Here is a 23,558-nt window from a genome sequence, read left to right as displayed (position 1 = left end):
CTTTCCCTTTCACAAATGCCAGAACAACTCATGCCGTCGTACGGCCTTGCGGAAAAACTCGTTCTCACCATAGGGCGACGGCGCACGACCCGCCAATACACGCTGCAGCCAGCGTCGGACACGGCGCTTGAGCGGCGGCGTGGGCTGCAGGTCATGCATCATGCCCAGCGCCATGGCCTTGTCGCGCTGTTGGGCCAGCGAAAGCGGCAGGCTGCAGGGCCGCAGCTCCAGCGTGTCGTCGAACAGCGGCGGCAAGGCAATCCCGGCGCCCGCGTCACCCATGGGCCAGCGGTCGTTGTCGTGCAGGTGGTTGGCATAACCCAACACAGTCGTGGGTTGCCACGCCAGCCCTTGCAGGGCCTCGATCACCGCTTGCTGCGCGCAGACATGGTCCGGGTGCGGGTCGAGCACCGGGTGGGGCAACACGATCACCTCGGGACGTGCGGTCAGCAGCAATTGGCGCAGGTCCGCCAGCAGGTTGTTCCAGGTCGGCAGGCCGTCATGGTCCGCCGGCAACGGGAAAGAGTTGAATTGGCGAAACAAGCGGATATCCGACAGATCCGCCTCGCGCGAAGCGATGGGCTGATCCGGCGCGGCGCGCATCGCCGACAATTGCAGGCAGAAATAACCCAATTGCACGCAATGCTCCTGCGGCACGCCAGCCCAACGCGGCACGGCGATGCTGTCCCAGGCGCGCAGACGTCCTTTGATCCGCGCAGCTTCGACCGAGTCCAGGCCCATCTTCTGAAAGTGCTCGGCTTCGATTTCGCCCGCAGTGAGGGTCACGATCCAGGGCTTCTCGGCCTGACTGTAAAGACCGAAAGCCGCCAATTCGGCATCGTCGGCATGGGGCGCGATGACCATTACCCGTTGCTCCGAATAATCTGGAGTGGCCCAGGCCCACAGCCGTGGTGCGCCCTGCAGGCTGCAAAAACGCCCGTGCAGGCGCAGTTCGCCTGCCATCAGGGCCGGGGCCAGGCCGCTGAGGTTGAGGTAACGGACGCCATTCACGCCGCGCTCGAATGTCTGCCGGTCGCTGCTGTCTGCACCGAGGACGTCAATGGCCGGGTCCAGGAAGCGCCCCAGCCAGCCGCTCTTGACCTTGACGGCCAACACCAACGTCGCATCGGCTTCCAGGGGCGAATCAACCCGCAGTCGCCCGCCCTCGAAGCGAACATCAGTGCGCTGCGCGTCCGCCGAAAAACGGTATTGATAATCTTCGCGTGGCTCATAGAACAGGTGATCAGCAAACCAGGCTTCATGGGCTGCCCAGGCCAGCACGCCGAGTACAAACGGCAGCCACCAGGCAACACAGATACCGATCAACACCAGCAGCACCAAGCCGATCAATACGCCGATGCGCTTGTTGCGCCGGTGGCGCTTGAGCAGTTGCTGTTTGCGACTCATACGGTCAGCACCGGCACAGGGTTGCACCAACGGTCCTTGTACTCCCGGTCGGCGCGCCCGAAGGAAAACCGCAGCGGCTTACCGACTTCACGCGCCTGCTCCCAGGCGCTCTGGGTGTTGAGGAAACTCAGCACGCTGCCCGGGCTGAACGCACGGGTTTCGGGATCGACGCCGCCGTTGACGTATTCCACGCTGATCCACTCAGGCGACTCGACCCGATACACCAGTTGGACCGCAATCGGCGCATCATTAAGGAAAATCACCGAGCCGATCAGCCACTCGCGCAGCAGCTCAATCACCTCGGCCATGTGCTCGGCACCCGTAGCGACAAAACCCCAGCGCCGCAGGAACAAATCGCAGTAGATCGCCGCCAGTTCCTGGCTGGAAAACTCACTCACCGGCCGCACCACGCCACCGGCCTCTTCCAGCAGGCGCAGTTCGCGGCGCTGGTTGTAGCGGAATTTCTTCGACAGTTCTTCCGGGGTACGGGCCATGGCCAGTTGCTCGGCCTGGGGCTTGAGGCCGCTGAAGCGGCCTTCGTTCAGGGTCGACAGGTAACGGGCGCGGTGCCGCAAGGGCGCCTGGGCGTCAGGTGCGGCGGGCAGGATCAACTCGGCATTGCCCAGGTCGAACAGGCCCTTCTTGCCCCGTCGTTTGAGCACATCCTTGGACAACGCCAGGTCCCGCCCCCAGGTGGCGATGCATGCCTTGAGTGCGCCCTCTTGCTCCCAGGCCAGGTAACGCACCGGGATGTCGGCCAGCCCCGCCAAGCGCTCGATCACCTGGGGATGGGTGGCGACACTGCCGCCAAAACGCTGCCAAGCCTCGTTGTAGAAAGGCGCGTCAACGACGGACCAGCCCCGTTCGCGCCAGCCTTGAAATCGATTGAGCATCAAGCCCCCGCGGTCAGTTCAATAACGTGCGGCAATTGCCAGAAGGTATCGCGTACCGCCTGATCCGAGAAGCGCGTGCGCAGGCGCTCCAGCATCATCTCGGCGCACTGCAGTTGCTGGTGGTGATCCATCGCCGCCAGATGCTGCAGACCCTGGGCAAGATGTTCGGCATCGCCGAAGGGAAACAGGATACCGACACCTTCGACCACTTCCTTCGCCCCGCCGCAGGCCGTGGCCAGCAAGGGCACGCCGGCCGCCATGGCTTCCAGCAGCACCATGCCGAAAGGCTCATGGTCGGAGCTCAGGGCAAACACATCAAAGGCCCGGAAATACCGGCGAGCCTCAGGCACCTGGCCGAGGAACAGCACCTTGTCGGCGATGTTCAGCTCATGCGCCAGGTGCTTGAGGTCTTGCTCCAGGCGCCCGCTGCCGAGGATCGCCAGGCGGCTTTCGGCCGGCAAGTGCGGCAGCGCCAGGGCAAAGCCCTTGAGCAGCGTGGCCTGGTCTTTGTCCGGATGCAGGCGACCGACATTGCCGACCACCCATTCGCACGGCGACAACCCCAGCGCAGCGCGCGCCTCGTGCACGGGCACCTGGCTGGCCTGCATGGCCTCGACGTCGATACGGTTATACAAGGTCTGGATACGTGCCGTCGGCCACGCTAGCAGGCAGCGGCGCATGTCGTCACGCACCGCGTCAGACACCCCCAGCAGGCTCAGGCGCTTGCGGAAAATCCCGGCAAACAGCTTGCGACTGCGGCGCTGGTAGTCACCGAAGGCGTGATGCACGCCAATCACTGGCAGCCGCGTGCCGAGCAACGCGATATAGATCGGCTTGAAACGGTGGGCAATGCAGAAACTGAAGTTGCGCGACGCGGCGATCTTGCGCAGCTTGCCGATGGCGCCCAGCTTCAGGCCACGAATGGCCTTGGAGCTGAATTCCATGAACAACACTTCATCAGATGCGCAACCAGCGGCCACTTCGGGATCGGCGACCCCGGTGAGAAACACCGTGGTCACCTTGTAGCCGGTGCCTGCAAACAAACTAGCGTACTGCCGGGCGCAGTCCAGGAACGGCCCGTCATAGCCGTGGCAGAACTGCAGAATGTGGCGGTCAGCCGATCGCGTCATAAGGGTCCACGCCGTCCTTGACCACCAGGATGTCTTCCATGATCAGGTACTGCAGATCGGAACCGAAGAACATGTTCAGCGCGTCGGTCGGCGAGCAAATCATCGCTTCGCCACGACGGTTGAGCGAGGTGTTCAGGGACACGCCGTTACCGGTCAGCACTTCCAGCTCTTTCATCATGTCGTAGTAGCGCGGGTTGTATTCGCGCTTGAGCACCTGGGCGCGGGACGTGCCATCTTCATGGACCACCTCCGGTACGCGGGCCTTCCACTCTTCCGACACTTCAAAGGTGAAGGTCATGAACGGCGCCGGGTGATCGACCTTGATCATCAGCGGGGCCACGGTGTCGAGCATCGAGGGGCAGAAAGGCCTCCAGCGCTCGCGGAACTTGATCTGATGGTTGATGCGGTCAGCCACGCCGGTGGCGCTCGGGCAACCGATGATCGAACGACCGCCCAAAGCACGCGGGCCAAACTCCATGCGGCCCTGGAACCAGGCCACCGGGTTGCCGTCGACCATGATCTTGGCGATGCGTTTAGGCATGCTGTCGATCTTGCGCCAGTTCGGCTTGCTCGGGTGCTTGGCGCAGGCGGCGATCACGTCTTCGTTGCTGTAGGACGGGCCGAGATAGACGTGCTCCATCTTCTCCACCGGCACACCACGGGCGTGGGACACGTAAGCGGCTGCGCCCACGGCGGTGCCGGCATCGCCGGACGCCGGCTGCACGAACAGCTCCTTCACGTCGTTACGGGCAATGATCTTCTGGTTCAGCTTGACGTTCAGCGCACAGCCGCCAGCGAAGGCCAGCTTGCCGGTTTCCTTGAGGACGTCGCCCAGATAGTAGTCGATCATCTGCAGGGACAGCTTCTCGAACAGCGCCTGCATGCTCGCCGCGTAGTGGATGTAAGGCTCATCGGCGATGTCGCCTTCGCGCTTGGGACCCAGCCACTCGATCAGCTTCGGCGAGAAGTAGAAACCCTTGCCCTTCTCTTTGTAGCGACGCAGGCCGATGACGTTGGCATAGTCGGTGTTGATCACCAGCTCGCCGTTTTCAAAGGAGGCCAGGCGCGAGAAATCGTACTTGCTGGCATCGCCATAAGGCGCCATGCCCATGACCTTGAACTCGCCGTCGAGCATCTCGAAACCGAGGAACTCGGTGACCGCGCCGTACAGGCCGCCGAGGGAGTCCGGATCGTAGAATTCCTTGATCTTGTGGATCTTGCCGTTTTCGCCGTAGCCAAAGAACGTGGTGGCGTACTCACCCTTGCCGTCGATCCCCAGGATCGCGGTTTTCTCCTTGAAACCGGAGCAGTGGTAGGCACTGGAGGCGTGGGCCAAGTGGTGTTCAACCGGCTCGATCTTGATTTTCTTCGGATCGAAGCCCAGTTGCTCCAGGCACCAGACGATCTTGTTGCGGTAGCGCTTGTAGCGACGGTTGCCCATCAGGATCGCGTCAAGGGCGCGGTCCGGGGCGTACCAGTAACGCTTGGCATAGTGCCAACGCGCTTCACCGAACAGGCTGATCGGTGCGAACGGGATCGCGACCACATCAACGTCGGAAGGCTTGATACCGGCCTGTTCCAGGCAGAACTTCGCTGATTCGTAGGGCATGCGGTGCTTTGCATGCTTGTCGCGAACGAAGCGTTCTTCCTCGGCGGCCGCAATCAGCTTGCCGTCGATATACAGGGCTGCGGAAGGATCATGGCTAAGGGCGCCGGACAGGCCAAGAATCGTCAATGCCACAGGGGTCTAGCCTCTTTTAGTCTGCATGCAGGCGCGCTGCGCCTGAAAAAAGTGTGCTTCCCGTCTGGGCAGGAAACAGCTAAAGGGCGGGATTATAGCTTAAAAGCAGGGGGAAGCTGTTAGCGGCAAGCATCAAGGAGGCTCAGCGGAAGATCTCGATGCTGCCGTCCTTGTTCTGACGGTAGATCGTATAGGGCAGGACCAGCGTATCCAGCACGCTGGAGCCGATGAACTCGATAGCGATGATCGGGAAGGCATTGTTCTCGTGGTCCGACAGGGCTCGCTCATTCAGGCTTTTTTCAGGGACGGGCTCGGCATTGAGCGTACAAAACCCGTAGATCACCCCGCTGTAGATGCGCGGGATGTTCTCGCAGTAGCTGCGAGATTCCTTGAGGTTCTGACTGGCGACGGCGTCCGGGCGAAAGACGGTGTTGATCGTTCCGCAACCGCAGAGCGTCAGCAGGGTTGCGGCCAGCAGCACTTGGGTTCCATGGTTCACGAAACACTCCTTTGATACCGCAGACCCGACACGCCGACGCGCCGTGCAAGAAAGATCCGAAGCGGTCAAGCTCGCGATGGGATTGAAGGCCTTCTTCAACCGGCAGCGCCGATCTCCCTCGGCAAGCGCTGATCGATGACCTGATACAGTGCACTGCCTTGCGGCCAATTACGCATAAAGCGTGCGCGGTCCTTGGCAAACGCCGCGGCGAAGCTGGCGACGGAGCTGTGCTGATGCATCGCATCCAGGTCGATCAACGCCCAGCGGCCGTCGTGCCAGAACAGGTTGTGGCCCTTGAAATCGCCATGACTGATGCGCTCGCGTATCAGCTCGGCGAACAGATGGTCCAGCGCGAGCAGTTCGTTTTCAGGCGCGTCGCCCTGCTCCACATACGGCGCAAAGCGTTCGATGATGTCCGGCCCTGGCAGGTATTCAGTGACCAGGTAAGCACGGCTGCGCAGCCAGAAAAAACGTTTTTCCAGCACGGCCAGCGGCTTGGGCGTGGCAATGCCGAGGAACGCCAGGCGATTGCCTTCGCGCCAGGAATGCCAGGCGCGGCTCGGGCGCCAGAAGCGCTTGAGCCAATGGGCAAAGCCCTTGATGTTGTAACGTTTGATCACCAGCGGGCGGCCGGCCACCTCGACCTTGGCCACGCTGGCCGCACCGCCGGTCTTGTACAAATGCCCCTGGTCGAGCAACGCATCGGCCTGCTCCAGCACCGGGAGCATCGCGGGTTCTTCCTCGCGACGGATCGCACGCAAGCCAAACGCGCCGCGCACCACGCTGAACAGCGTGCATTCGCGGCCGACCTTGTCGAGGAAGTCCTTCAGGCGCCAGTTGCTGACCTTGCGCACCTGCTTCTCCAGGGCTTCCAGCGGTAACGCGTGCTCGCCGTTGCTCAGCAAGTAATACACCAGCAATTCTTCGGTAAACGGTGCGAGGTTTTTCGGCAACTGAGCGAAAAACACCCCGAGGTTTTCCAGCACCCGGTTGCGCGACAGCGGCTGGCCCGCCTGTTCCACACAGATCCCGCCGCCATCGATCAGGTACAGCTTGCCGCTCTGGCGCAGCAGGTTGTCCAGGTGCAGGTCTTCCTGCCACAGGCCCTTGGCGTGCATGCGGGCAATCGCGCCCAGCGCTTCAGCGAGCACGGCGGTCTGCTCATCGGCCAACGGCGGCAAGCCTTCGACCGCCTGCCAGGCATCGGCCAGGCTTTCGGCGCCGTCGATAAACTCAAACAGCAGCCAGCCGCCCTCGCCTTCCTGCAAACCATCGGCCAGCAGCAGCGGCGTGGTCAGGCCTTGTTCGGCCAACAGGCGCACGCCCTTGAGCTCACGCTGAAAATGCCGCGCCGCCTTGCTGCCCACCAACAACTTGGCCAACACCGCGCGACCGCGCCAAACGGCCGCGCCCACATAGCGCTGGCCCGGCAGCACGCGCAACAGGCTGAGCAATTGCAGTTGGCCGGGGCCCGCCGCGTCCGCCAGTTCGATCGTCATCGGCAGGCTCGGTGTGCGGCCGGCATTTTTCAGCGCGGATAAACGCATCAGCGGCTCTCCTTGTGACTGCGGCGAGCGGTCAGGCGCTGCTGCCAGGTGGCGACCAGCGGGCTGTCTTCAGGGTGCTCCAGATATACCGCGAGCAGGTGACGAATTTGCGCATCCGACCACTGCGGCGCACGGCGCAACAGCGGCTCCAGGTCCTTGACCCGGTCACGCCACCCAAACAGCAGCGGACGGGTTTTTTCCAGGTCGATCAGCTGCGCGGTGTAACCGTCACCGGTGGCCCGCAGGAAAATATGCTTGGGGTAAAAACAACCGTGGACCTGACCCACGCTGTGCAGGCGGCGCGCCAATTGGCCGCAGGCCAGCAGGATCGCACGATGCTGGGCGTCGCTCAGTTGCGACCACTGCTCGAGCAACGAGTCCAGGTCATTCCAGCCGTCCAGGGCGCGGGTCAGCAGCATTGCGCGGTGCTCGCCGGCGACTTTGCGCTCACCGTAGAACGCCGCCTGCAAGGCCGGGATGCCCAACGTGCGATAACGACTGATGTTGCGAAACTCGCGGGAAAAACTCGGCTCGCCAAACGGTCGGTGCAAGCTGCGCGTGAGGTAGTTGCTCTGGCGCTTGAGGTAATAACCGCAGCCGTCGAGCTCCAGACGAAACACGCTGCTCCAGCCGCCATGGCTGGTGTTCGGCTCGTCCACCGCGTCCAGTTGCTTGGCCCACAGGGCATCGAAGTGGGCGAGGCCGTTGCGCTCCAGCAGGGCGCGGTCTTCGGCCGCCAGGAAATCACTCATTCACGTCCCTCGAAAAACTTCACCACATGGCGAATTCGCTGCTTGTCCGACGTACTCAGGTGCGCGCGTTCGCGGTATTGCAGGTAGAAGCGCAGGCGCTGGGTGGCCGACAGGTGATACTTGGCCACCTTGTCCAGGCAGGCCAGGTCTTTGGTGATGCGGTATTTGAGCCAGAACCCGCGCCAGAAGTCGCCGTTGGGGCAATCGATCAGGTACAGGGTGCGCTGATCATCGATCAGCAGGTTGCGCCATTTCAAGTCGTTATGGGTAAAGTGATGATCGTGCAGGGTACGCGTGTATTCGGCGAGCTGGCGGCTGACCGCATCGACCCACGCAGGGTCTTTGAGGCGCACATCGTTGCGCTCGGCCAGCACCGACAAGTCCTCGGTCCTGGGCAACTCACGTGTGATCAGCGCACCCCGGGCGTACGCCAGGCCATTACGCTCCAGACCCCAAGCGACCACGTCGGCAGTGGGAATGCCCCACTTGGCGAAACGCTTGAGGTTCTGCCATTCGGACTTCACCCGCGGCTTGCCCAGGTAGCGGCGCAGGCCCTTGCCGGCACCGACATAGCGCTTCACGTAATAATTGACCCCACCACGCTCCACCCGGATCACTTCCGACAGCGGGTCGCGGGTCAGCCGCTCGCCTTGCAGGGCGAACACCGCTTCAAGGCTTCCAAAATCATTCGCCAGGCCAGCGTATGCGGGTTCCAGGTTCCAACCCGCCATCAGAGCGCATCTCCGTAACGTTGTTTGCGCGCATAGAGCTTGTCGGCCTTGCGTTGCATCAGGTCCAGCGACGCCGATTGCTCGGCCAGGATCTGGCGTAGCGGCTGGCGGAAGTAGCCCTTGAGGAAGCGCAGTTTGTCGCGTCGGGTCAGGCCGATATCCAGTGCCGAATAATACAACGCGGACAAGTCCTTATCGCGCCAGCGCAGCGGCAGATGGGCCCGCAGTTGGGCGCGGTGCAGGTCGATGACCGAGAGTTTGAGGTTGCGCGCATCGATCGGCTGTGAAGTGTCCAGCAGGAAGTGGCAGAGGTAGCAGTCGCGGTGATTGACGCCGCCCCGGTGCATGTCACCGACCATGCGCGCGAGTTCCGCGGTCAGGGCATGACGCAGCGCAGGGGACGGCGGTTCGGCGACCCAGTTGACGGCCAGGTCTTCCAGGCTGATGGTCGGCGCCAATTCTTCGGTGATGATGAACGAGTGCTGATCGGCCGGATTGTTGCCCTTTTCGCCGAAAGCCACGCCAGTCATAGTCGGCACGCCGAGGTCCTGCAGGCGATGGATAGCCGCCCACTCGAGGCCGGCACCCAGCACCGGCAACTTGGCGGTGATCAGGTTCTTGAAGATTTCGCCCCAGCCGATGCCCCGGTGGATCTTCACGAAATACGGGCGACCCTCAACCTCGGTGCGCAATGTGCGACGCGCCGCCAGTTCGCGAAATACCTGGCCTTGCAGTTTCTCGACTTCGGCAAAGGCATCGAGCCCGTCCCATAAGGTCTTGAACGGTTCGGCAAGAATCAACTTCATCGTTTTGGCTCCGCCAGAATCACATCCGCAGCGCACTGCGGCATGCTGTAGAGGTCGGCCGTCTCGGCAAAGGCCAACCCATTGCGGCTCCAGGCCGTGCGCTGTGCAGTGTCGGTGAGCATACGGGACAGGTACTCATTGAGCTGCGCTTGTTCGAACGGCTCATCCAGCACCAGGCCGCTGTCGGCTTCGGCGATGTAATGGGCATACCCACACACTTTCGATACCAGCACCGGCAAACCGGCCACCAGAGCTTCGAGCAGAACGGTGCCGGTGTTTTCGTTGTACGCCGGGTGAATCAACAGGTCGGCGCCCAACAGGAAACGCGGGATATCGCTGCGGCCCTTGAGGAACTGCACGTTATTGCCCAGCCCCAGAGTAGCGCTTTGCAGTTGGAATACTTTGGGGTCGTCCTGGCCGATGACAAGCAGGCGCGTGCGTTTTTTCAGCTCGGCCGGTAACGCGGCCAGGGCCTTGAGGCTGCGGTCCACGCCCTTGGTCTTGAAGCCCGAGCCGATCTGTACCAGCAGCAGGTCATCGTCGGCCAGGTGGAATTCCTGGCGAAAACCTTCGCGGATTTCGGCAGCGTTCGGTGGTGCGCGGCGGTCCTGGGCAATGCCCGGCAGCAGCAGGTGGAAGCGCTCCAACGGGGTGTCGTAATGCTTGATGAACAGCGGCTGCTGCACTTCGGAGATCATCAGGATTTCGGTCTTGGCGTCCTTGGCGAACACCGCGCGCTCGTACTCGGCAAAGTGGCGATAGCGGCCAAAGCAGCGGTACATCGAGTGACGCAGGTTTTGCGCCTTGTCTTCGAAGCAGCCGTCGGCGGCGTAGTAAACGTCCAGCCCCGGCATTTTATTGAAGCCAACCACGCGGTCCACCGGGCGCTTGGCCAGGTCGGCCTGAATCCAGGCGTAGAGTTTTTCGTTGCGTCGATGGTTGAACAGCGCCTTGACCGGCGCCACCAGCACTTCGAAGCCGGGCGGCACATCGCCCTCCCAGATCAGGGTGTAGACACGGATCTGATGACCGCGCTGCTGGCACTCCAGGGCGATACGCATGAAGTCGCGTTGCAAGCCACCGAACGGGAAATACTTGTACAGAATAAACGCCAGTTGCATCAGTGCATCTCCTCGGCCAGTAACAACGTGCTCAGCCGGCTCGCCACACGCTCGGGGTTTAGCCGCGTGAAGCACAGGGGCGATTCGCGCTTGAGGTCGAACCGACGCAGATCGTCGGCCGTGGGTTGATAAGTACATTGCTTTTGCAGGCAGGGCGCACACGGGAAGTCGCTGGCCAGGTGAATCTGGCGCTTGCCGTAGGCGCCGGTCAGGCCAGGGTTGGTGGGGCCAAACAGGGAAATGGTCGGCACGTCCAAGGCCGCGGCCAGGTGACCGAGGCCGGTGTCTACCGCGACACAGGCGCGGGCGCCAGCCAGAACACGGGCGACGCCGGCAAGGTTCAATTTGGGCAGCACCTCGGCGTTATTCAAGCCGTGGGCCAGGCGTTCGGCGCGGGCCTTTTCGGCGGCATTGCCCCACGGCAACTTCACGTCCACGCCCAGGCGGCCCATGCGTTCTGCCAGCTCGCGCCAGTAGGCTTCGGGCCAGTGCTTGGTGTCCCAGGTGGTGCCGTGCAACAACAACACAAAGGGTTTTTTCGGCGGCAGGCCGAGCAGCTTGTCGACACTCAGGCCGTAGTCGCCCAAGGCCTTGGGCAAGTCATAACCGAGGGCGACGGCGAACAGTTGGCGCAAGCGCTCCACCGCATGCTGCCCACGGGCTACGGCCAGGCGCCGTGAATAAAAGTGCGCCGCGATCGGTTCACGGGCCGAATGCTTGTCGAAACCGGCCACCGGGGCACGCACGTAGCGAGTCAGCCAGGCACTTTTCAACAGGCCTTGGGCGTCGATCACCAGGTCGTATTTGGTCGACTGGATACGTTGTTTGAAGCGCCGCCATTCGCCACTTTTGAAGGTTTGCCAGAGGTTTTTGCGCCAGCGGCGTATCGCCACCGGAATCACCTTGTCCACCGCCGGGTGCCAGGTGGGGATCTCGGCAAAGCCTTCTTCCACCACCCAGTCGAACCGGATGCCCGGGATCGCCCGCGCCGCATCGGTCAGTGCCGGCAACGCATGGATCACGTCGCCCAGGGATGAGGTCTTGATTACCAGTACCCGCAACTCAGTGAACCTCGACCACAGTGCCCTGCAACCGCTGCAAGGCATCGCTGACCGGTTGCGGCAGCAACTGGCGCAAGCAGTTGTAGTGGCCGAAACGGCAGGTGCGTTCAAAACACGGGCTGCAATCCAGGCCCAGGCGCACCACTTCGACCTTGTCGGCCAACGGCGGCGTAAAGCCTGGGGAAGTCGAGCCGTACACCGCGACCAGCGGGCGGTTCAACGCCGCCGCGACGTGCATCAGCCCGGAGTCGTTGGACACCACCGCATCCGCGCAGGACAGCAAGTCGATAGCCTCGGCCAGCGAGGTGTCGCCACTGAGGTTCACTGCCTCTTCGCGCAGGCCGGGGATAAGACGCTGGCGAATGTCTTCACCCACCGCATGATCGTTTTTCGAGCCGAACAGCCACACCTGCCAGCCTTCGCGGACCTTCATCTCCGCGACTTTGGCGTAATGCTCCGACGGCCAGCGCTTGGACTCGCCAAACTCGGCGCCGGGGCACAGGGCGAGCACCGGACGGTCGAGGGCCAGGCTGAACTTGGCCAGGGCCGCGTCGCGGGTGATCGGGTCGATCTGCAGGCTCGGGCGCGGGTACGGCGTCGGCAACTCGGCACCCGGCGCGTAAGCCAGGGCCATGAAGCGTTCGATCATCAGCGGGTAGCGCGCCTTGTCGAGCTTGCGCACGTCATTGAGCAAGCCGTAGCGAAACTCGCCGCGCCAGCCGGTGCGCTGGGCAATGCCGGCGAAAAACGGCACCAGCGCCGATTTCATCGAGTTGGGCAACAAGATCGCCTGGTCGTACTGGCCGGCCAGGGATTTGCCGATGCGACGGCGGGTCGCCAGTTCGAGGGCGCCATGGCCGAGCGGGAAGCTCAAGGCCTTGCGCACTTGCGGCATGCGCTCAAGGATCGGCCGGCTCCACTCAGGGGCGAGCACGTCGATTTGGCAGTCGGGATGACGTTGTTTCAGGCACTGGAACAGTGTCTGCGCCATCACCATGTCACCGACCCAACTGGGCCCAACGATCAGAATATTCATGTAGTTTCCACAAACGATGCGGGGAGGCTTACGCCTCCCCGCCTCGATGATTACTGTAGGGCGTGCAGTGTGTGGGAACAGGCTTGCTCGCGATAGCATCACCGCGGCCTGATAGACAGACCGTAGCGCCTGCACCGCGAGCAAGCCCGCTTCCACATAAAGCCGGTTTCCACATTAGATTGGCGTCGCTCATTAAATCGAGTGTCAGCTTAACCCCAGTGCCTGCCAGATTCGCATCACCTGGCGCCGTTCGTCGGCGAACTGATCCCCGGCCACCGTACCGGCCTCTTTCTGCAAGGCCTGGCGGTGAGCCGCGGAACGGTAAGCTTTATACACCTCGCGCAGCAAATGGGCATCGGCGGCGGGCATCAGCCCGACCTGCTCCAGGCCCTCTAGAATGCGGATATTGTCGGTGTAGCGCAGCAACGATGGATGTTGCGCAGACCACGCCAAAGCCGCGTATTGCACCATAAATTCAATATCGACGATACCTCCGGCGTCCTGCTTGAGGTCGAACGCCACTGTGGGTTCGAAGGCATTGGCGCCGGTACCGGCCGCCGTGGCCCGGGTCCCCAGGTTGTCGCGCATCTTGGCGCGCATCTCGCTGACCTCCTGGCGCAGCTTCGTCAGGTCGCGCTCACGACCCAACACCTTGGCCCGCACCTGCTCGAAGGCGCGGCCCACATCCTGGCTGCCCACCAGCACCCGCGCGCGGATCAGCGCCTGATGTTCCCAGGTCCAGGCTTCGTTTTCCTGATAGCGCGCGAAGGCACCGAGGGAGCTCACCAACAAACCGGATGCGCCCGAAGGTCGCAGGCGCATATCCACTTCATACAATTGCCCCGAGTTGGTCTGCGTGGTCAGCAAGTGAATGATCCGCTGGCCCAGGCGCGTAAAGAACTGCGCGCCGTCAATCGGCTTGGCGCCATCGGTTTCGGCCTGCGGGTCGCCGTCGTGGATAAACACCAGGTCCAGGTCAGAACCATGCCCCAATTCGATACCGCCGACTTTCCCATAACCGACAATGATGAACCCAGGATCGCACAAGGTGCCGTCCAGCCGTTGCGGCGCGCCGTGGCGAGCGACGGTCTGGCGCCAGGCCAGGGCCAGCACTTGTTCGAGGATGGCTTCGGCGAGCCAGGTCAGGTAGTCGCTGACTTTCATCAGCGGCAGGCTGCCGGCGATTTCCGAGGCGGCCACCCGCAGGCGGTGGGCTAGCTTGAAGTGCCGCAGGGCTTCCATCTGCTGCTCAAGGTCATCTTCGGGGATGCGCGTGAGGCGTTCGCGCAATTCGGCGGCGAGTTCCGGCGCCAACGGCGGTTTGAACAAGCGGCCCTCGTTGAGCAATTCGTCGAGCAACAGCGGGAAGCGGGTGATCTGTTCGGCGATCCACGGGCTAGCGGCGCACAGGGTCAGCAGGCGGCGTAGGGCGTCGGGGTTTTCCGTGAGCAACACCAGATAGGCGGACCGGCGGGCGACGGCTTCCACCAGCGGCAATACGCGCTCCAGCACCAGGTCCGGGCTGACGTGCTCGACGGCCTGGGCCAGCAGACGCGGGATAAACGCATCCAGGCGCTCGCGACCGAGGCGTTGCATGGCGCGCAGTTGCGGGCTCCCGCGCAGGCCGGCCAGGGCTTTGAGCGCTTTGGGCGCGTCGGTGAAACCGCCTTCGGCCAATTGGCGGCAGGCCGCGTCTTCGTCCTGGGACTCTTCCCATAACGGCAACCATTCCCCGCCGACGACCAATTCGCGTTCTTCGCCGTCTTCTTCATCCGGATCAGCGATCACCTGGCGGAAATGCCAGTCCACCCGCCCACGCCAGTACATCAGGCGCTCATGGAACGCGGCCCAATCGGCAAAGCCGAGCATAAAGGCAATGCGCGCCTGGTCTTCGGGGCTGTCCGGCAGCATCTGGGTCTGGCGATCGGCAATCGCCTGGATCGCATGCTCGGTGTAACGCAGGAATTCGTAGCCATCGCGCAACTCGGCGATCACCGCCGGCGGCAGGTAGCCCTGCCCTTCCAGGGTGCCCAGCACCTTGAGCAATGGCCGTTGTTGCAGGCTGAGGTCGCGCCCGCCATGGATCAGCTGGAACGCCTGGGCGATAAATTCCACTTCGCGGATGCCGCCCGAGCCGAGCTTGATGTTTTCGGCCATGCCCTTGCGCCGCACTTCCTGCTGGATCAACTGCTTCATGGTGCGCAGCGCTTCGATGGCGGAGAAGTCCAAATAGCGGCGGTAGACGAACGGTCGCAGCATATCGAGCAACTGCGCACCGGCCACCTGATCGCCGGCCACGACGCGCGCCTTGATCATGGCGTAACGCTCCCAGTCGCGGCCCTGGTCCTGGTAATACTGTTCCAGCGCATTGAAGCTGAGCACCAGCGCGCCGGCTGAGCCGTAGGGCCGCAGGCGCATGTCGACCCGGAAGACAAAACCGTCGACGGTCATCGGGTCGAGGGCCTTGATCAATTTTTGACCCAGGCGAATGAAAAATTCCTGGTTATCCAGGGCGCGCTTCACGCCCACCGTCTCGCCGCCCTCGGGATAGGCGAAGATCAAGTCGATATCGGATGACAGGTTCAGTTCCACCGCACCGAGCTTGCCCATGCCGAGGATCACCATGTGCTGCGGCTCACCGCTGCGGCCCCCGGTCGGCGTGCCGAATTGTGCGCAATGGCGTTGGTACAGCCATTGGTAGGCCTGGTCGATGCTGGCGTCGGCCATGTCGGAGAGCTCGCGACAGGTTTGCACCAGGTCCGCCTGGCGGGTCAGGTCGCGCCAGATGATGCGCACTTGCTGGCGGGTGCGCTGGCGGCGTAGGACGCGGCCCAGCTCATCTTCTGTTTGGGCCTGTTGCACAGCACCGGCGATTTGCCCGCACAGCTCGCCCGGCGCAAAGCCACGGTCCAGCTCGCCCCAGGCGACCAATTCGAGCAACATCAAAGGGTCACGAACACTCTGTTCAATGACGAAATCACTGGCGGCGCACACGCGGGCGAAGTCGGCCCAGCGTTGCGACGTCCACGCGCAAAGGCCATGATCGTCGTCCAGCGCAGCCACTGCATCACGAAATGACTGCACTGCCCGATCGGCGAACGGCAAAAGAATGGCCGGCAGTTCGGCCAGCGTTGGAAGGCTCATGGTCTATCCTTGATCGGCGTGTTATGGGCTTGTTGCTGTGAACGCAGGAACCACGCTCGGCAAAGGACTGTCGAACAAAAGTTATAAATAGCTGAAAATTCATAAATTTTGGCAGGCAACATTAAACTTCTACCTTTTCTTGTTCGCAAAAGATCAACGATAACGATTATGCTCACCTAACTGACCGAGTACCCCGCTCAGTTTTGTGTAGTTTTACTACTCGTATATACATTCGAAAGGCTGAAATGGCCGACGATTTGTAGTAAAACTACAGGACGCCGGAACAACCTCCGGCCATCCAAGAATCTATGTCGTCTGCCCACAAGGCCAGTCGCAAACTTCAGGCAACCGATTCTGGTAGCCTTTCCGCCCTGGAGCAAGCCATGCAAGACCTCGATCCCGTCGAAACCCAGGAATGGCTGGACGCCCTGGAATCGGTTCTCGACAAAGAAGGCGAAGACCGTGCTCACTACCTGATGACCCGTATGGGCGAACTCGCGACCCGCAGTGGCTCGCAACTGCCCTACGCCATCACCACGCCATATCGCAACACCATCCCTGTTACCCACGAAGCACGCATGCCTGGCGACCTGTTCATGGAACGCCGCATTCGCTCGCTGGTACGTTGGAACGCCATGGCGATGGTAATGCGCACGAACTTGAAAGATTCTGACCTGGGCGGTCACATCTCCAGCTTCGCGTCCAGCGCAACCCTGTATGACATCGGCTTCAACTACTTCTTCCAGGCCCCGACCGACGAACACGGTGGCGACCTGATCTACTTCCAGGGCCACACCTCGCCAGGCGTCTACGCCCGTGCGTTCATGGAAGGTCGCATCAGCGAAGAACAGATGAACAACTTCCGCCAGGAAGTTGACGGTCAGGGCCTGTCGTCCTATCCGCACCCTTGGCTGATGCCTGAGTTCTGGCAGTTCCCGACGGTTTCCATGGGTCTGGGCCCAATCCAGGCGATCTACCAGGCGCGCTTTATGAAGTACCTGGAAGCCCGTGGCTTCATCCCCGAAGGCAAGCAGAAAGTCTGGTGCTTCCTGGGCGACGGCGAGTGCGACGAGCCGGAATCCCTGGGTGCCATCTCCCTGGCCGGCCGCGAGAAGCTGGACAACCTGATCTTCGTCATCAACTGCAACCTGCAGCGCCTCGACGGCCCGGTTCGCGGCAACGGCAAGATCATCCAGGAACTCGAAGGTGTGTTCCGCGGTGCTCAGTGGAACGTGACCAAAGTCATCTGGGGCCGTTTCTGGGACCCACTGCTGGCCAAGGACGTCGACGGTATCCTGCAACGTCGCATGGACGCAGTCATCGACGGCGAGTACCAGAACTACAAAGCCAAAGACGGCGCGTTCGTGCGTGAACACTTCTTCAACACGCCGGAACTCAAGGCGATGGTTGCCGACCTGTCCGACGACGAGATCTGGAAACTCAACCGTGGCGGCCACGACCCGTACAAGGTCTACGCGGCGTACCACGAAGCGGTCAACCACAAAGAACAACCGACTGTCATCCTGGCCAAGACCATCAAGGGTTATGGCACCGGTGCCGGCGAAGCGAAGAACACCGCGCACAACACCAAGAAAGTCGATGTCGACAGCCTGAAGTTGTTCCGCGACCGTTTCGACATCCCGGTCAAGGACGAAGAGCTGGAAAACCTGCCGTTCTTCAAGCCGGAGCCGAACAGCGCCGAAGCCCGTTACCTGAGCGAGCGTCGTGCCGCACTGGGCGGTTTCGTGCCACAGCGCCGTGCCAAGAGCTTCAACATCCCGACACCTGCGCTGGATACCCTCAAGGCTATCCTCGACGGCTCGGGCGACCGTGAGATCTCCACCACCATGGCCTTCGTGCGAATCCTCGCGCAACTGGTCAAGGACAAGGAAGTCGGTCCGCGCATCGTGCCGATCATCCCGGACGAAGCCCGTACCTTCGGTATGGAAGGCATGTTCCGTCAGTTGGGCATCTACTCCTCCGTCGGCCAGCTCTACGAGCCAGTCGATAAAGACCAGGTGATGTTCTACAAAGAAGACAAGAAGGGCCAGATCCTCGAAGAAGGCATCAACGAAGCGGGCGCCATGAGCTCCTTCATCGCTGCCGGGACCTCGTACTCCAGCCACAACCAGCCGATGCTGCCGTTCTACATCTTCTACTCGATGTTCGGCTTCCAGCGTATCGGCGACCTGGCCTGGGCAGCAGGCGACAGCCGTACCCGTGGCTTCCTGATCGGCGGCACCGCCGGCCGGACCACGCTGAACGGCGAAGGCCTGCAACACGAAGACGGTCACAGCCACATCCTGGCGGCCACCATTCCGAACTGCCGCACCTTTGATCCAACCTACGGCTATGAGCTGGCGGTGATCATCCAGGACGGCATGAAGAAGATGACCCAGGAGCAGCAGGACGTTTTCTACTACATCACCGTGATGAACGAGTCCTACCAGCAACCTGCCATGCCGGCCGGTGTCGAGGAAGGCATCATCAAGGGCATGTACCTGCTCGAAGAAGACACCAAGGAAGCAGCGCACCACGTGCAACTGATGGGCTCCGGCACCATCCTGCGCGAAGTGCGTGAAGCGGCGAAGATCCTGCGTGACGACTTCAACGTCGGCGCCGACGTGTGGAGCGTGACCAGCTTCAACGAACTGCGTCGCAACGGCCTGGCCGTAGAACGCAACAACCGCCTGCACCCGGGCCAGAAGCCTGAGCTGAGCTACGTCGAAGAATGCCTGACTGGCCGTAAGGGTCCGGTTATCGCGTCCACCGACTACATGAAGCTGTTTGCTGAACAAATTCGCCAGTGGGTCCCGTCCAAGGAATTCAAAGTCCTGGGCACCGACGGTTTCGGCCGCAGTGACAGCCGCAAGAAGCTGCGTCACTTCTTCGAAGTCGACCGTCACTTCGTGGTGTTGGCAGCCCTGGAAGCCTTGGCTGACCGTGGTGAGATCGAACCCAAGGTGGTGGCTGACGCCATCGTCAAGTTCGGGATCAACCCGGAAAAACGCAACCCACTGGACTGCTGAGGAGACTTTTTGTGAGCGAACTCATTCGCGTACCTGACATCGGCAGCGGTGAAGGTGAAGTAATCGAGCTGTTTGTGAAGGTCGGCGACACCGTCGAAGCCGACCAGAGCATCCTGACCCTGGAATCGGACAAGGCGAGCATGGAAATCCCGGCTCCCAAGGCCGGCGTGGTCAAGAGCCTGAAAGTGAAGCTGGGCGATCGCCTGAAAGAAGGCGACGAACTGCTGGAGCTGGAAATCGAGGGCGCCCCCGATGCGGCTCCGGCTGCTGCCGCTGCTGCAGCGGCGCCGGCTGAAAAACCTGCTGCTGCCGCCGAGGCCCCAGCGGCCCCAGCGGCCCCGGCTGCTGCACCGGCTGCGGCCACCGTTCAGGACATTCATGTCCCGGACATCGGTTCGTCGGGCAAGGCCAAGATCATCGAGCTGCTGGTCAAGGTCGGCGATACCGTCGAAGCCGACCAGTCGCTGATCACCCTGGAGTCCGACAAGGCCTCCATGGAAATCCCTTCGCCGGCTGCCGGCGTGGTGGAAAGCATCGCGGTCAAGCTGGAAGACGAAGTCGGCACTGGCGACTTCATCCTCAAGCTGAAAGTCCAAGGCGCTGCGCCGGCGGCTGCTCCAGCACCGGCCGCTGCGCCGGCTGCCAAGGCTGAAACCGCCCCTGCTGCCGCTGCTCCGGCACCGGCTGCAAAAGCCGAGGCCGCACTGGCCCCGGCGGCTGCACCGGCGCCAAGCGGCGCCAAGGTTCACGCCGGCCCTGCTGTGCGCCAACTGGCCCGTGAATTCGGCGTCGAGTTGAACGCCGTCGCGGCCACCGGTCCTCATGGTCGAGTGCTCAAGGAAGACGTGCAGGTTTACGTCAAATCCATGATGCAAAAGGCCAAGGAAGCCCCGGCTGCCGGCAACGCTACCGGTGGCGCGGGCATCCCGCCGATCCCGGTCGTGGACTTCAGCCGCTTCGGCGAAACCGAAGAAGTGGCGATGACCCGTCTGATGCAAATCGGCGCGTCGAGCCTGCACCGCAGCTGGCTGAACATCCCGCACGTGACCCAGTTCGACCAGGCCGACATCACCGACCTGGAAGCTTTCCGTGTTGCGCAGAAAGCCGTGGCCGAGAAGGCCGGCGTGAAACTGACTGTGCTGCCACTGCTGCTCAAGGCCTGCGCGCACCTGCTCAAGGAGCTGCCGGACTTCAACAGTTCGCTGGCGCCAAGCGGCAAGGCGATCATTCGCAAGAAGTACGTTCACATCGGCTTTGCGGTCGACACCCCGGATGGCCTGCTGGTGCCGGTCATCAAGAACGTCGACCAGAAGAGCCTGCTGCAGCTTGCGGCCGAGGCTGCTGCGCTGGCGGCCAAAGCCCGCGACAAGAAGCTCACCGCAGACGACATGCAAGGCGCGTGCTTCACCATTTCCAGCCTCGGCCACATTGGAGGCACTGGCTTCACGCCAATCGTCAACGCGCCGGAAGTAGCGATCCTGGGTGTTTCCAAGGCGACTATCCAGCCGGTATGGGACGGTAAAGCGTTCCAGCCGAAGCTGATGTTGCCACTGTCGTTGTCCTACGATCACCGTGTGATCAATGGCGCGGCGGCTGCACGCTTCACGCAGCGCCTGAGCCAACTGCTGAACGATATCCGCACCATCTTGCTGTAAGCCGCGATAGGCCTCCCTGGTAACCGGGAGGCCTGATTGCATCGATTTCCGAGCGCCACGCTCGTTCCTCAACCCCGCCACTTGGCGGGGCTTTTTTTGTACAAATAAACAGGTTTGTACACCTTCCGTCGCCTCGACTGCAGAAATCACCTACGCAACCGATATAATCCATATAGCACTTAGCCTTCATCCTCTCTTGTCAGCCCGGCCTGCATGATGCAACCTTGCGGCAGGCAACAGTAAAGAGGGCGAGAGCCCGGCGCCGTGTGCGTTTTTTCAAGTGAGCTTCCCCATGAAAAGCCAACCCGATGTTGCCCGGACGGCGGCCGAGGTAGTGACGCAATTACCGGTGCCTTCGCGCCTCGGTATGCTGCGTTTCGAGCGGCAGAATGAGGCAAGCTGGGCCCTGCTCTACCTAGACCCCAATTGCGAGCGCCCATTCGGCCTGCCGGCGGTCGAACTGTGCGCCTTGATCGGCTCGCCCTACGCCAGCCTGATGGAGCCGCAGGCGCGCTATCAACTGCACGATGCGATCCAGCAGCAACTGACCGAGAGCCCTCATTACCTGGTGCGCTACACCCTGCACACCAACGACGGCCCCCTGAGCCTGCTGGAAATGGGCGAAGCCTACAAACAACACAATCGCCACCTGCTGCGGGGCTACCTGATGGTGGTCGACGGCGTGTTCAGCGAGAGTCCGTCGACGACGCCAACGGCAGACCTGGAAAGCCAGAACAGCCGCCTGCAGATCGCCCTGGAACTCAACCAGCGCGCGCAACAGGAACAGTTGCTGCACCTGGAACGGGTGCGCGCCCAGCAAGCGTTGATCCTGCTGCTCGCCCGCCAGCGCTACACCACGAACAATTCGCTGCAGGAAGCCGCCGAGCTGATCACCCGCAGCGCCTGCGACATCTACCAGATCGATTGCGCCAGCATCTGGAACCTCGAAGACCAGCGCCTGGTGCCGATCTCGGCGTACCACCGCGCCGATCAGCAGCACCACTTGCCCGAGCCGATTGACGCCAGCGGCTTTCCGGACTACCTCGAAGCCCTGCAAACCAGCCGTGCGATCGACGCCAGCAACGTCAAGCCCGACCTCCGCACCCGCGAAATGGCCGAATCCCTAAAGGCCAAAGACACACATGCAATGCTCGACGCGAGCATCCGCGTCGATGGTCAGGTCGTTGGCGTGTTGTGCCTGGAACAAGGCGGCGACACGCGCGTCTGGCAGTCCGACGAAATCGCCTTTGCCGGCGAGCTGGCGGATCAGTTCGCGCAAGTGATCAACAACCACAACCTTCGTGCCGCCACCAGCGCGCTGCACCTGTTTCAGCGCGCCGTGGAACAAAGCGCCAACGCCTTCCTGCTGGTCAATTGCGATGGCGTGGTGGAGTACGTCAACCCCAGTTTTACCGCGATCACCCAATACAGCACCGAAGAGGTCCACGGCCATCGCCTGGCGCAATTGCCGGCGCTGGAAAACCTCAACGAGCTGTTGTTCGACGCGCCATCGAGCCTGGCCCAGAGCAACAGTTGGCAGGGTGAATTCAAAAGCCGGCGCAAGAACCTGGAACCCTATTGGGGCCAATTGTCGATCTCCAAGGTCTATGGCGACAATCACGAGCTGACCCACTACATCGGCATCTACGAAGACATCACCCAGACCAAGCTGGCGCAGCAGCGCATCGAGCGCCTGGCCTACACCGATAACCTGACCAACCTGGGCAACCGCCCGGCGTTCATCCGCAACCTCGACGAACGCTTTGCCCGCGACAGCGACAGCCCGATCTGCCTGTTACTGGTGGACATCGACAACTTCAAGCGGATCAACGACAGCCTCGGCCACCAGACCGGCGACAAGCTGCTGATCAGCCTGGCCCGGCGCCTGCGCAACAGCCTCAGCGCCGGCGGCAGCCTGGCGCGCTTTGCCAGTAACGAGTTTGCGGTATTGCTCGACGAGACCGACCTGGAGAGCGGCCAGTTCGTCGCCAGCCAACTGCTGGCGACCCTCGACAAGCCGATGTTCGTCGACAACCAATTGATCAGCGTCACCGGCTCCGTGGGCCTGGCCTGCGCGCCGTTGCATGGCCGCGACCCGCAAACCCTGATGCGCAACGCCGGGCTAGCCCTGCACAAGGCCAAAGCCAACGGCAAACACCAGGTGCAGGTGTTTACCGAAGCACTGAACGCCGAGGCCAGCTACAAGCTGTTTGTGGAAAACAACCTGCGTCGCGCCCTGACCCAGAACGAGCTGGACGTGTTCTACCAGCCCAAACTGTGCCTGCGCAGCGGCCGCTTGCTGGGCATGGAGGCGCTGCTGCGCTGGAACCACCCGGAAAAGGGCATGATCCGCCCCGACCAGTTCATCAGCGTGGCCGAAGAAACCGGCCTGATCATCCCCATCGGCAAATGGATCGCCCGCCAGGCCTGCCGCATGAGCAAGCAACTGAGCGCCGCCGGCCTGGGCAACCTGCAGGTGGCGATCAACCTGTCGCCCAAGCAGTTCTCCGACCCGGACCTGGTGGCCTCGATTACCGCGATCCTCAAAGAAGAAGAGCTGCCGGCCAACCTGCTCGAGCTGGAGTTGACGGAGGGCCTGCTGCTGGAAGCCACCGAGGACACCCGCCTGCAACTGGACCAGTTGAAGAGCCTGGGCCTGACCCTGGCCATGGACGACTTCGGCACCGGTTACTCGTCGCTGAGCTACTTGAAAAAATTCCCGATCGACATCATCAAGATCGATCGCAGCTTTATCCACGAAATCCCGGACAACCAGGACGACATGGAAATCACCTCCGCCGTGATCGCCATGGCCCACAACCTCAAGCTCAAGGTCGTGGCCGAAGGCATCGAGACCGCCGATCAGTTGGCGTTCCTGCGTCGGCACCGTTGCGACGTCGGCCAGGGCTATCTGTTCGACCGGCCTATTCCCGGTTCAGAGCTGCTCGAGAAGCTTAAACGCTATCCTCGCGGGCCAATCGCCTGACAGCGCTGTAACACTCGGGC

The 23,558-nt window shown here is 62.2% G+C and carries 16 protein-coding genes; 3 read left to right on the top strand and 13 right to left on the bottom strand.

Annotation, left to right across the window (positions count from 1 at the left end):
* Positions 1-9 precede the first annotated feature (9 nt).
* The 13 genes from ACP7CJ_RS10700 to glnE all read right to left on the bottom strand — a co-directional run bounded on the left by ACP7CJ_RS10700 (position 10) and on the right by glnE (position 15,868).
* A complete protein-coding gene (locus tag ACP7CJ_RS10700; RefSeq protein WP_426100431.1) occupies positions 10-1,407 on the bottom strand; it encodes a PIG-L deacetylase family protein in 1,398 nt (465 codons plus the stop codon).
* Positions 1,404-2,300, bottom strand: a complete 897-nt coding sequence (locus tag ACP7CJ_RS10695; RefSeq protein ID WP_426100433.1) for an antimicrobial resistance protein Mig-14 — start codon at positions 2,298-2,300, stop codon at positions 1,404-1,406. Before ACP7CJ_RS10695 ends, ACP7CJ_RS10700 begins: the two co-directional genes overlap by 4 nt.
* The gene (locus ACP7CJ_RS10690) at positions 2,300-3,430 is read right to left on the bottom strand and encodes a glycosyltransferase (RefSeq protein ID WP_426100435.1); all 1,131 of its coding nucleotides are present in this window, start codon (positions 3,428-3,430) and stop codon (positions 2,300-2,302) included. Before ACP7CJ_RS10690 ends, ACP7CJ_RS10695 begins: the two co-directional genes overlap by 1 nt.
* Positions 3,414-5,171 carry a carbamoyltransferase family protein gene (locus ACP7CJ_RS10685; protein ID WP_426100437.1) on the bottom strand — a complete coding sequence of 586 codons (1,758 nt, stop codon included), beginning with the start codon at positions 5,169-5,171 and terminating at the stop codon, positions 3,414-3,416. The genes ACP7CJ_RS10690 and ACP7CJ_RS10685 overlap by 17 nt, the downstream gene beginning before the upstream one ends.
* Before the next feature lie 142 nt (positions 5,172-5,313).
* On the bottom strand, positions 5,314-5,670 hold the full coding sequence (locus ACP7CJ_RS10680; RefSeq protein WP_276196013.1) for a YceK/YidQ family lipoprotein: 357 nt from the start codon (positions 5,668-5,670) through the stop codon (positions 5,314-5,316).
* Positions 5,671-5,765: 95 nt separating this feature from the next.
* A complete protein-coding gene (locus tag ACP7CJ_RS10675; RefSeq protein ID WP_276196012.1) occupies positions 5,766-7,217 on the bottom strand; it encodes a lipopolysaccharide kinase InaA family protein in 1,452 nt (483 codons plus the stop codon).
* A complete protein-coding gene (locus tag ACP7CJ_RS10670; RefSeq protein WP_426100439.1) occupies positions 7,217-7,969 on the bottom strand; it encodes a lipopolysaccharide kinase InaA family protein in 753 nt (250 codons plus the stop codon). Before ACP7CJ_RS10670 ends, ACP7CJ_RS10675 begins: the two co-directional genes overlap by 1 nt.
* A complete protein-coding gene (locus ACP7CJ_RS10665) occupies positions 7,966-8,700 on the bottom strand; it encodes a lipopolysaccharide kinase InaA family protein (protein WP_276196008.1) in 735 nt (244 codons plus the stop codon). Before ACP7CJ_RS10665 ends, ACP7CJ_RS10670 begins: the two co-directional genes overlap by 4 nt.
* Positions 8,700-9,506: a lipopolysaccharide core heptose(I) kinase RfaP gene (gene rfaP, locus ACP7CJ_RS10660; protein ID WP_276196007.1), complete on the bottom strand. Its 807-nt coding sequence runs from the start codon at positions 9,504-9,506 to the stop codon at positions 8,700-8,702. The genes ACP7CJ_RS10665 and rfaP overlap by 1 nt, the downstream gene beginning before the upstream one ends.
* Entirely contained in the window at positions 9,503-10,627 is a 1,125-nt protein-coding gene (locus tag ACP7CJ_RS10655; protein ID WP_276196006.1) for a glycosyltransferase family 4 protein, read from the bottom strand. The genes rfaP and ACP7CJ_RS10655 overlap by 4 nt, the downstream gene beginning before the upstream one ends.
* On the bottom strand, positions 10,627-11,688 hold the full coding sequence (gene waaC, locus ACP7CJ_RS10650) for a lipopolysaccharide heptosyltransferase I (protein WP_426100441.1): 1,062 nt from the start codon (positions 11,686-11,688) through the stop codon (positions 10,627-10,629). Before waaC ends, ACP7CJ_RS10655 begins: the two co-directional genes overlap by 1 nt.
* 1 nt (position 11,689) lies before the next feature.
* Positions 11,690-12,724 (bottom strand): lipopolysaccharide heptosyltransferase II, encoded by a 1,035-nt coding sequence (waaF, locus tag ACP7CJ_RS10645; RefSeq protein ID WP_426100443.1) that lies wholly within the window; start codon positions 12,722-12,724, stop codon positions 11,690-11,692.
* 204 nt (positions 12,725-12,928) lie between these two features.
* A complete protein-coding gene (gene glnE / locus ACP7CJ_RS10640) occupies positions 12,929-15,868 on the bottom strand; it encodes a bifunctional [glutamate--ammonia ligase]-adenylyl-L-tyrosine phosphorylase/[glutamate--ammonia-ligase] adenylyltransferase (RefSeq protein ID WP_426100445.1) in 2,940 nt (979 codons plus the stop codon).
* A gap of 383 nt (positions 15,869-16,251) precedes the next feature.
* On the opposite strand from glnE, the gene aceE reads away from it, so the two are divergent.
* From aceE to ACP7CJ_RS10625, 3 genes are all read left to right on the top strand, one after another.
* The gene (aceE, locus tag ACP7CJ_RS10635) at positions 16,252-18,897 is read left to right on the top strand and encodes a pyruvate dehydrogenase (acetyl-transferring), homodimeric type (RefSeq protein ID WP_247407726.1); all 2,646 of its coding nucleotides are present in this window, start codon (positions 16,252-16,254) and stop codon (positions 18,895-18,897) included.
* A gap of 11 nt (positions 18,898-18,908) precedes the next feature.
* Positions 18,909-20,552, top strand: coding sequence for a dihydrolipoyllysine-residue acetyltransferase (aceF, locus tag ACP7CJ_RS10630; RefSeq protein ID WP_426100447.1), 1,644 nt, complete (start codon positions 18,909-18,911; stop codon positions 20,550-20,552).
* Positions 20,553-20,844: 292 nt separating this feature from the next.
* Positions 20,845-23,538 carry a putative bifunctional diguanylate cyclase/phosphodiesterase gene (locus ACP7CJ_RS10625; protein ID WP_276196000.1) on the top strand — a complete coding sequence of 898 codons (2,694 nt, stop codon included), beginning with the start codon at positions 20,845-20,847 and terminating at the stop codon, positions 23,536-23,538.
* The last annotated feature ends 20 nt before the right edge of the window (positions 23,539-23,558 follow it).

It is taken from the genome of Pseudomonas sp. PSPC3-2, assembly GCF_049897085.1.
GTDB classification, from domain to species: domain Bacteria; phylum Pseudomonadota; class Gammaproteobacteria; order Pseudomonadales; family Pseudomonadaceae; genus Aquipseudomonas; species Aquipseudomonas paraveronii.
Note: the sequence above shows the minus strand (reverse complement) of the source record. Positions and strands in the feature narration are given on the sequence as shown.

Coding starts and splice junctions, on each gene's coding strand:
- ACP7CJ_RS10690 (WP_426100435.1), bottom strand. CDS start 3,430: ATGACGCGATCGGCTGACCGCCACATTCTGCAGTTCTGCCACGGCTAT.
- ACP7CJ_RS10665 (WP_276196008.1), bottom strand. CDS start 8,700: ATGGCGGGTTGGAACCTGGAACCCGCATACGCTGGCCTGGCGAATGAT.
- ACP7CJ_RS10700 (WP_426100431.1), bottom strand. CDS start 1,407: ATGAGTCGCAAACAGCAACTGCTCAAGCGCCACCGGCGCAACAAGCGC.
- ACP7CJ_RS10670 (WP_426100439.1), bottom strand. CDS start 7,969: ATGAGTGATTTCCTGGCGGCCGAAGACCGCGCCCTGCTGGAGCGCAAC.
- rfaP (WP_276196007.1), bottom strand. CDS start 9,506: ATGAAGTTGATTCTTGCCGAACCGTTCAAGACCTTATGGGACGGGCTC.
- ACP7CJ_RS10675 (WP_276196012.1), bottom strand. CDS start 7,217: ATGCGTTTATCCGCGCTGAAAAATGCCGGCCGCACACCGAGCCTGCCG.
- glnE (WP_426100445.1), bottom strand. CDS start 15,868: ATGAGCCTTCCAACGCTGGCCGAACTGCCGGCCATTCTTTTGCCGTTC.
- ACP7CJ_RS10695 (WP_426100433.1), bottom strand. CDS start 2,300: ATGCTCAATCGATTTCAAGGCTGGCGCGAACGGGGCTGGTCCGTCGTT.
- ACP7CJ_RS10655 (WP_276196006.1), bottom strand. CDS start 10,627: ATGCAACTGGCGTTTATTCTGTACAAGTATTTCCCGTTCGGTGGCTTG.
- waaF (WP_426100443.1), bottom strand. CDS start 12,724: ATGAATATTCTGATCGTTGGGCCCAGTTGGGTCGGTGACATGGTGATG.
- ACP7CJ_RS10625 (WP_276196000.1), top strand. CDS start 20,845: ATGAAAAGCCAACCCGATGTTGCCCGGACGGCGGCCGAGGTAGTGACG.
- aceE (WP_247407726.1), top strand. CDS start 16,252: ATGCAAGACCTCGATCCCGTCGAAACCCAGGAATGGCTGGACGCCCTG.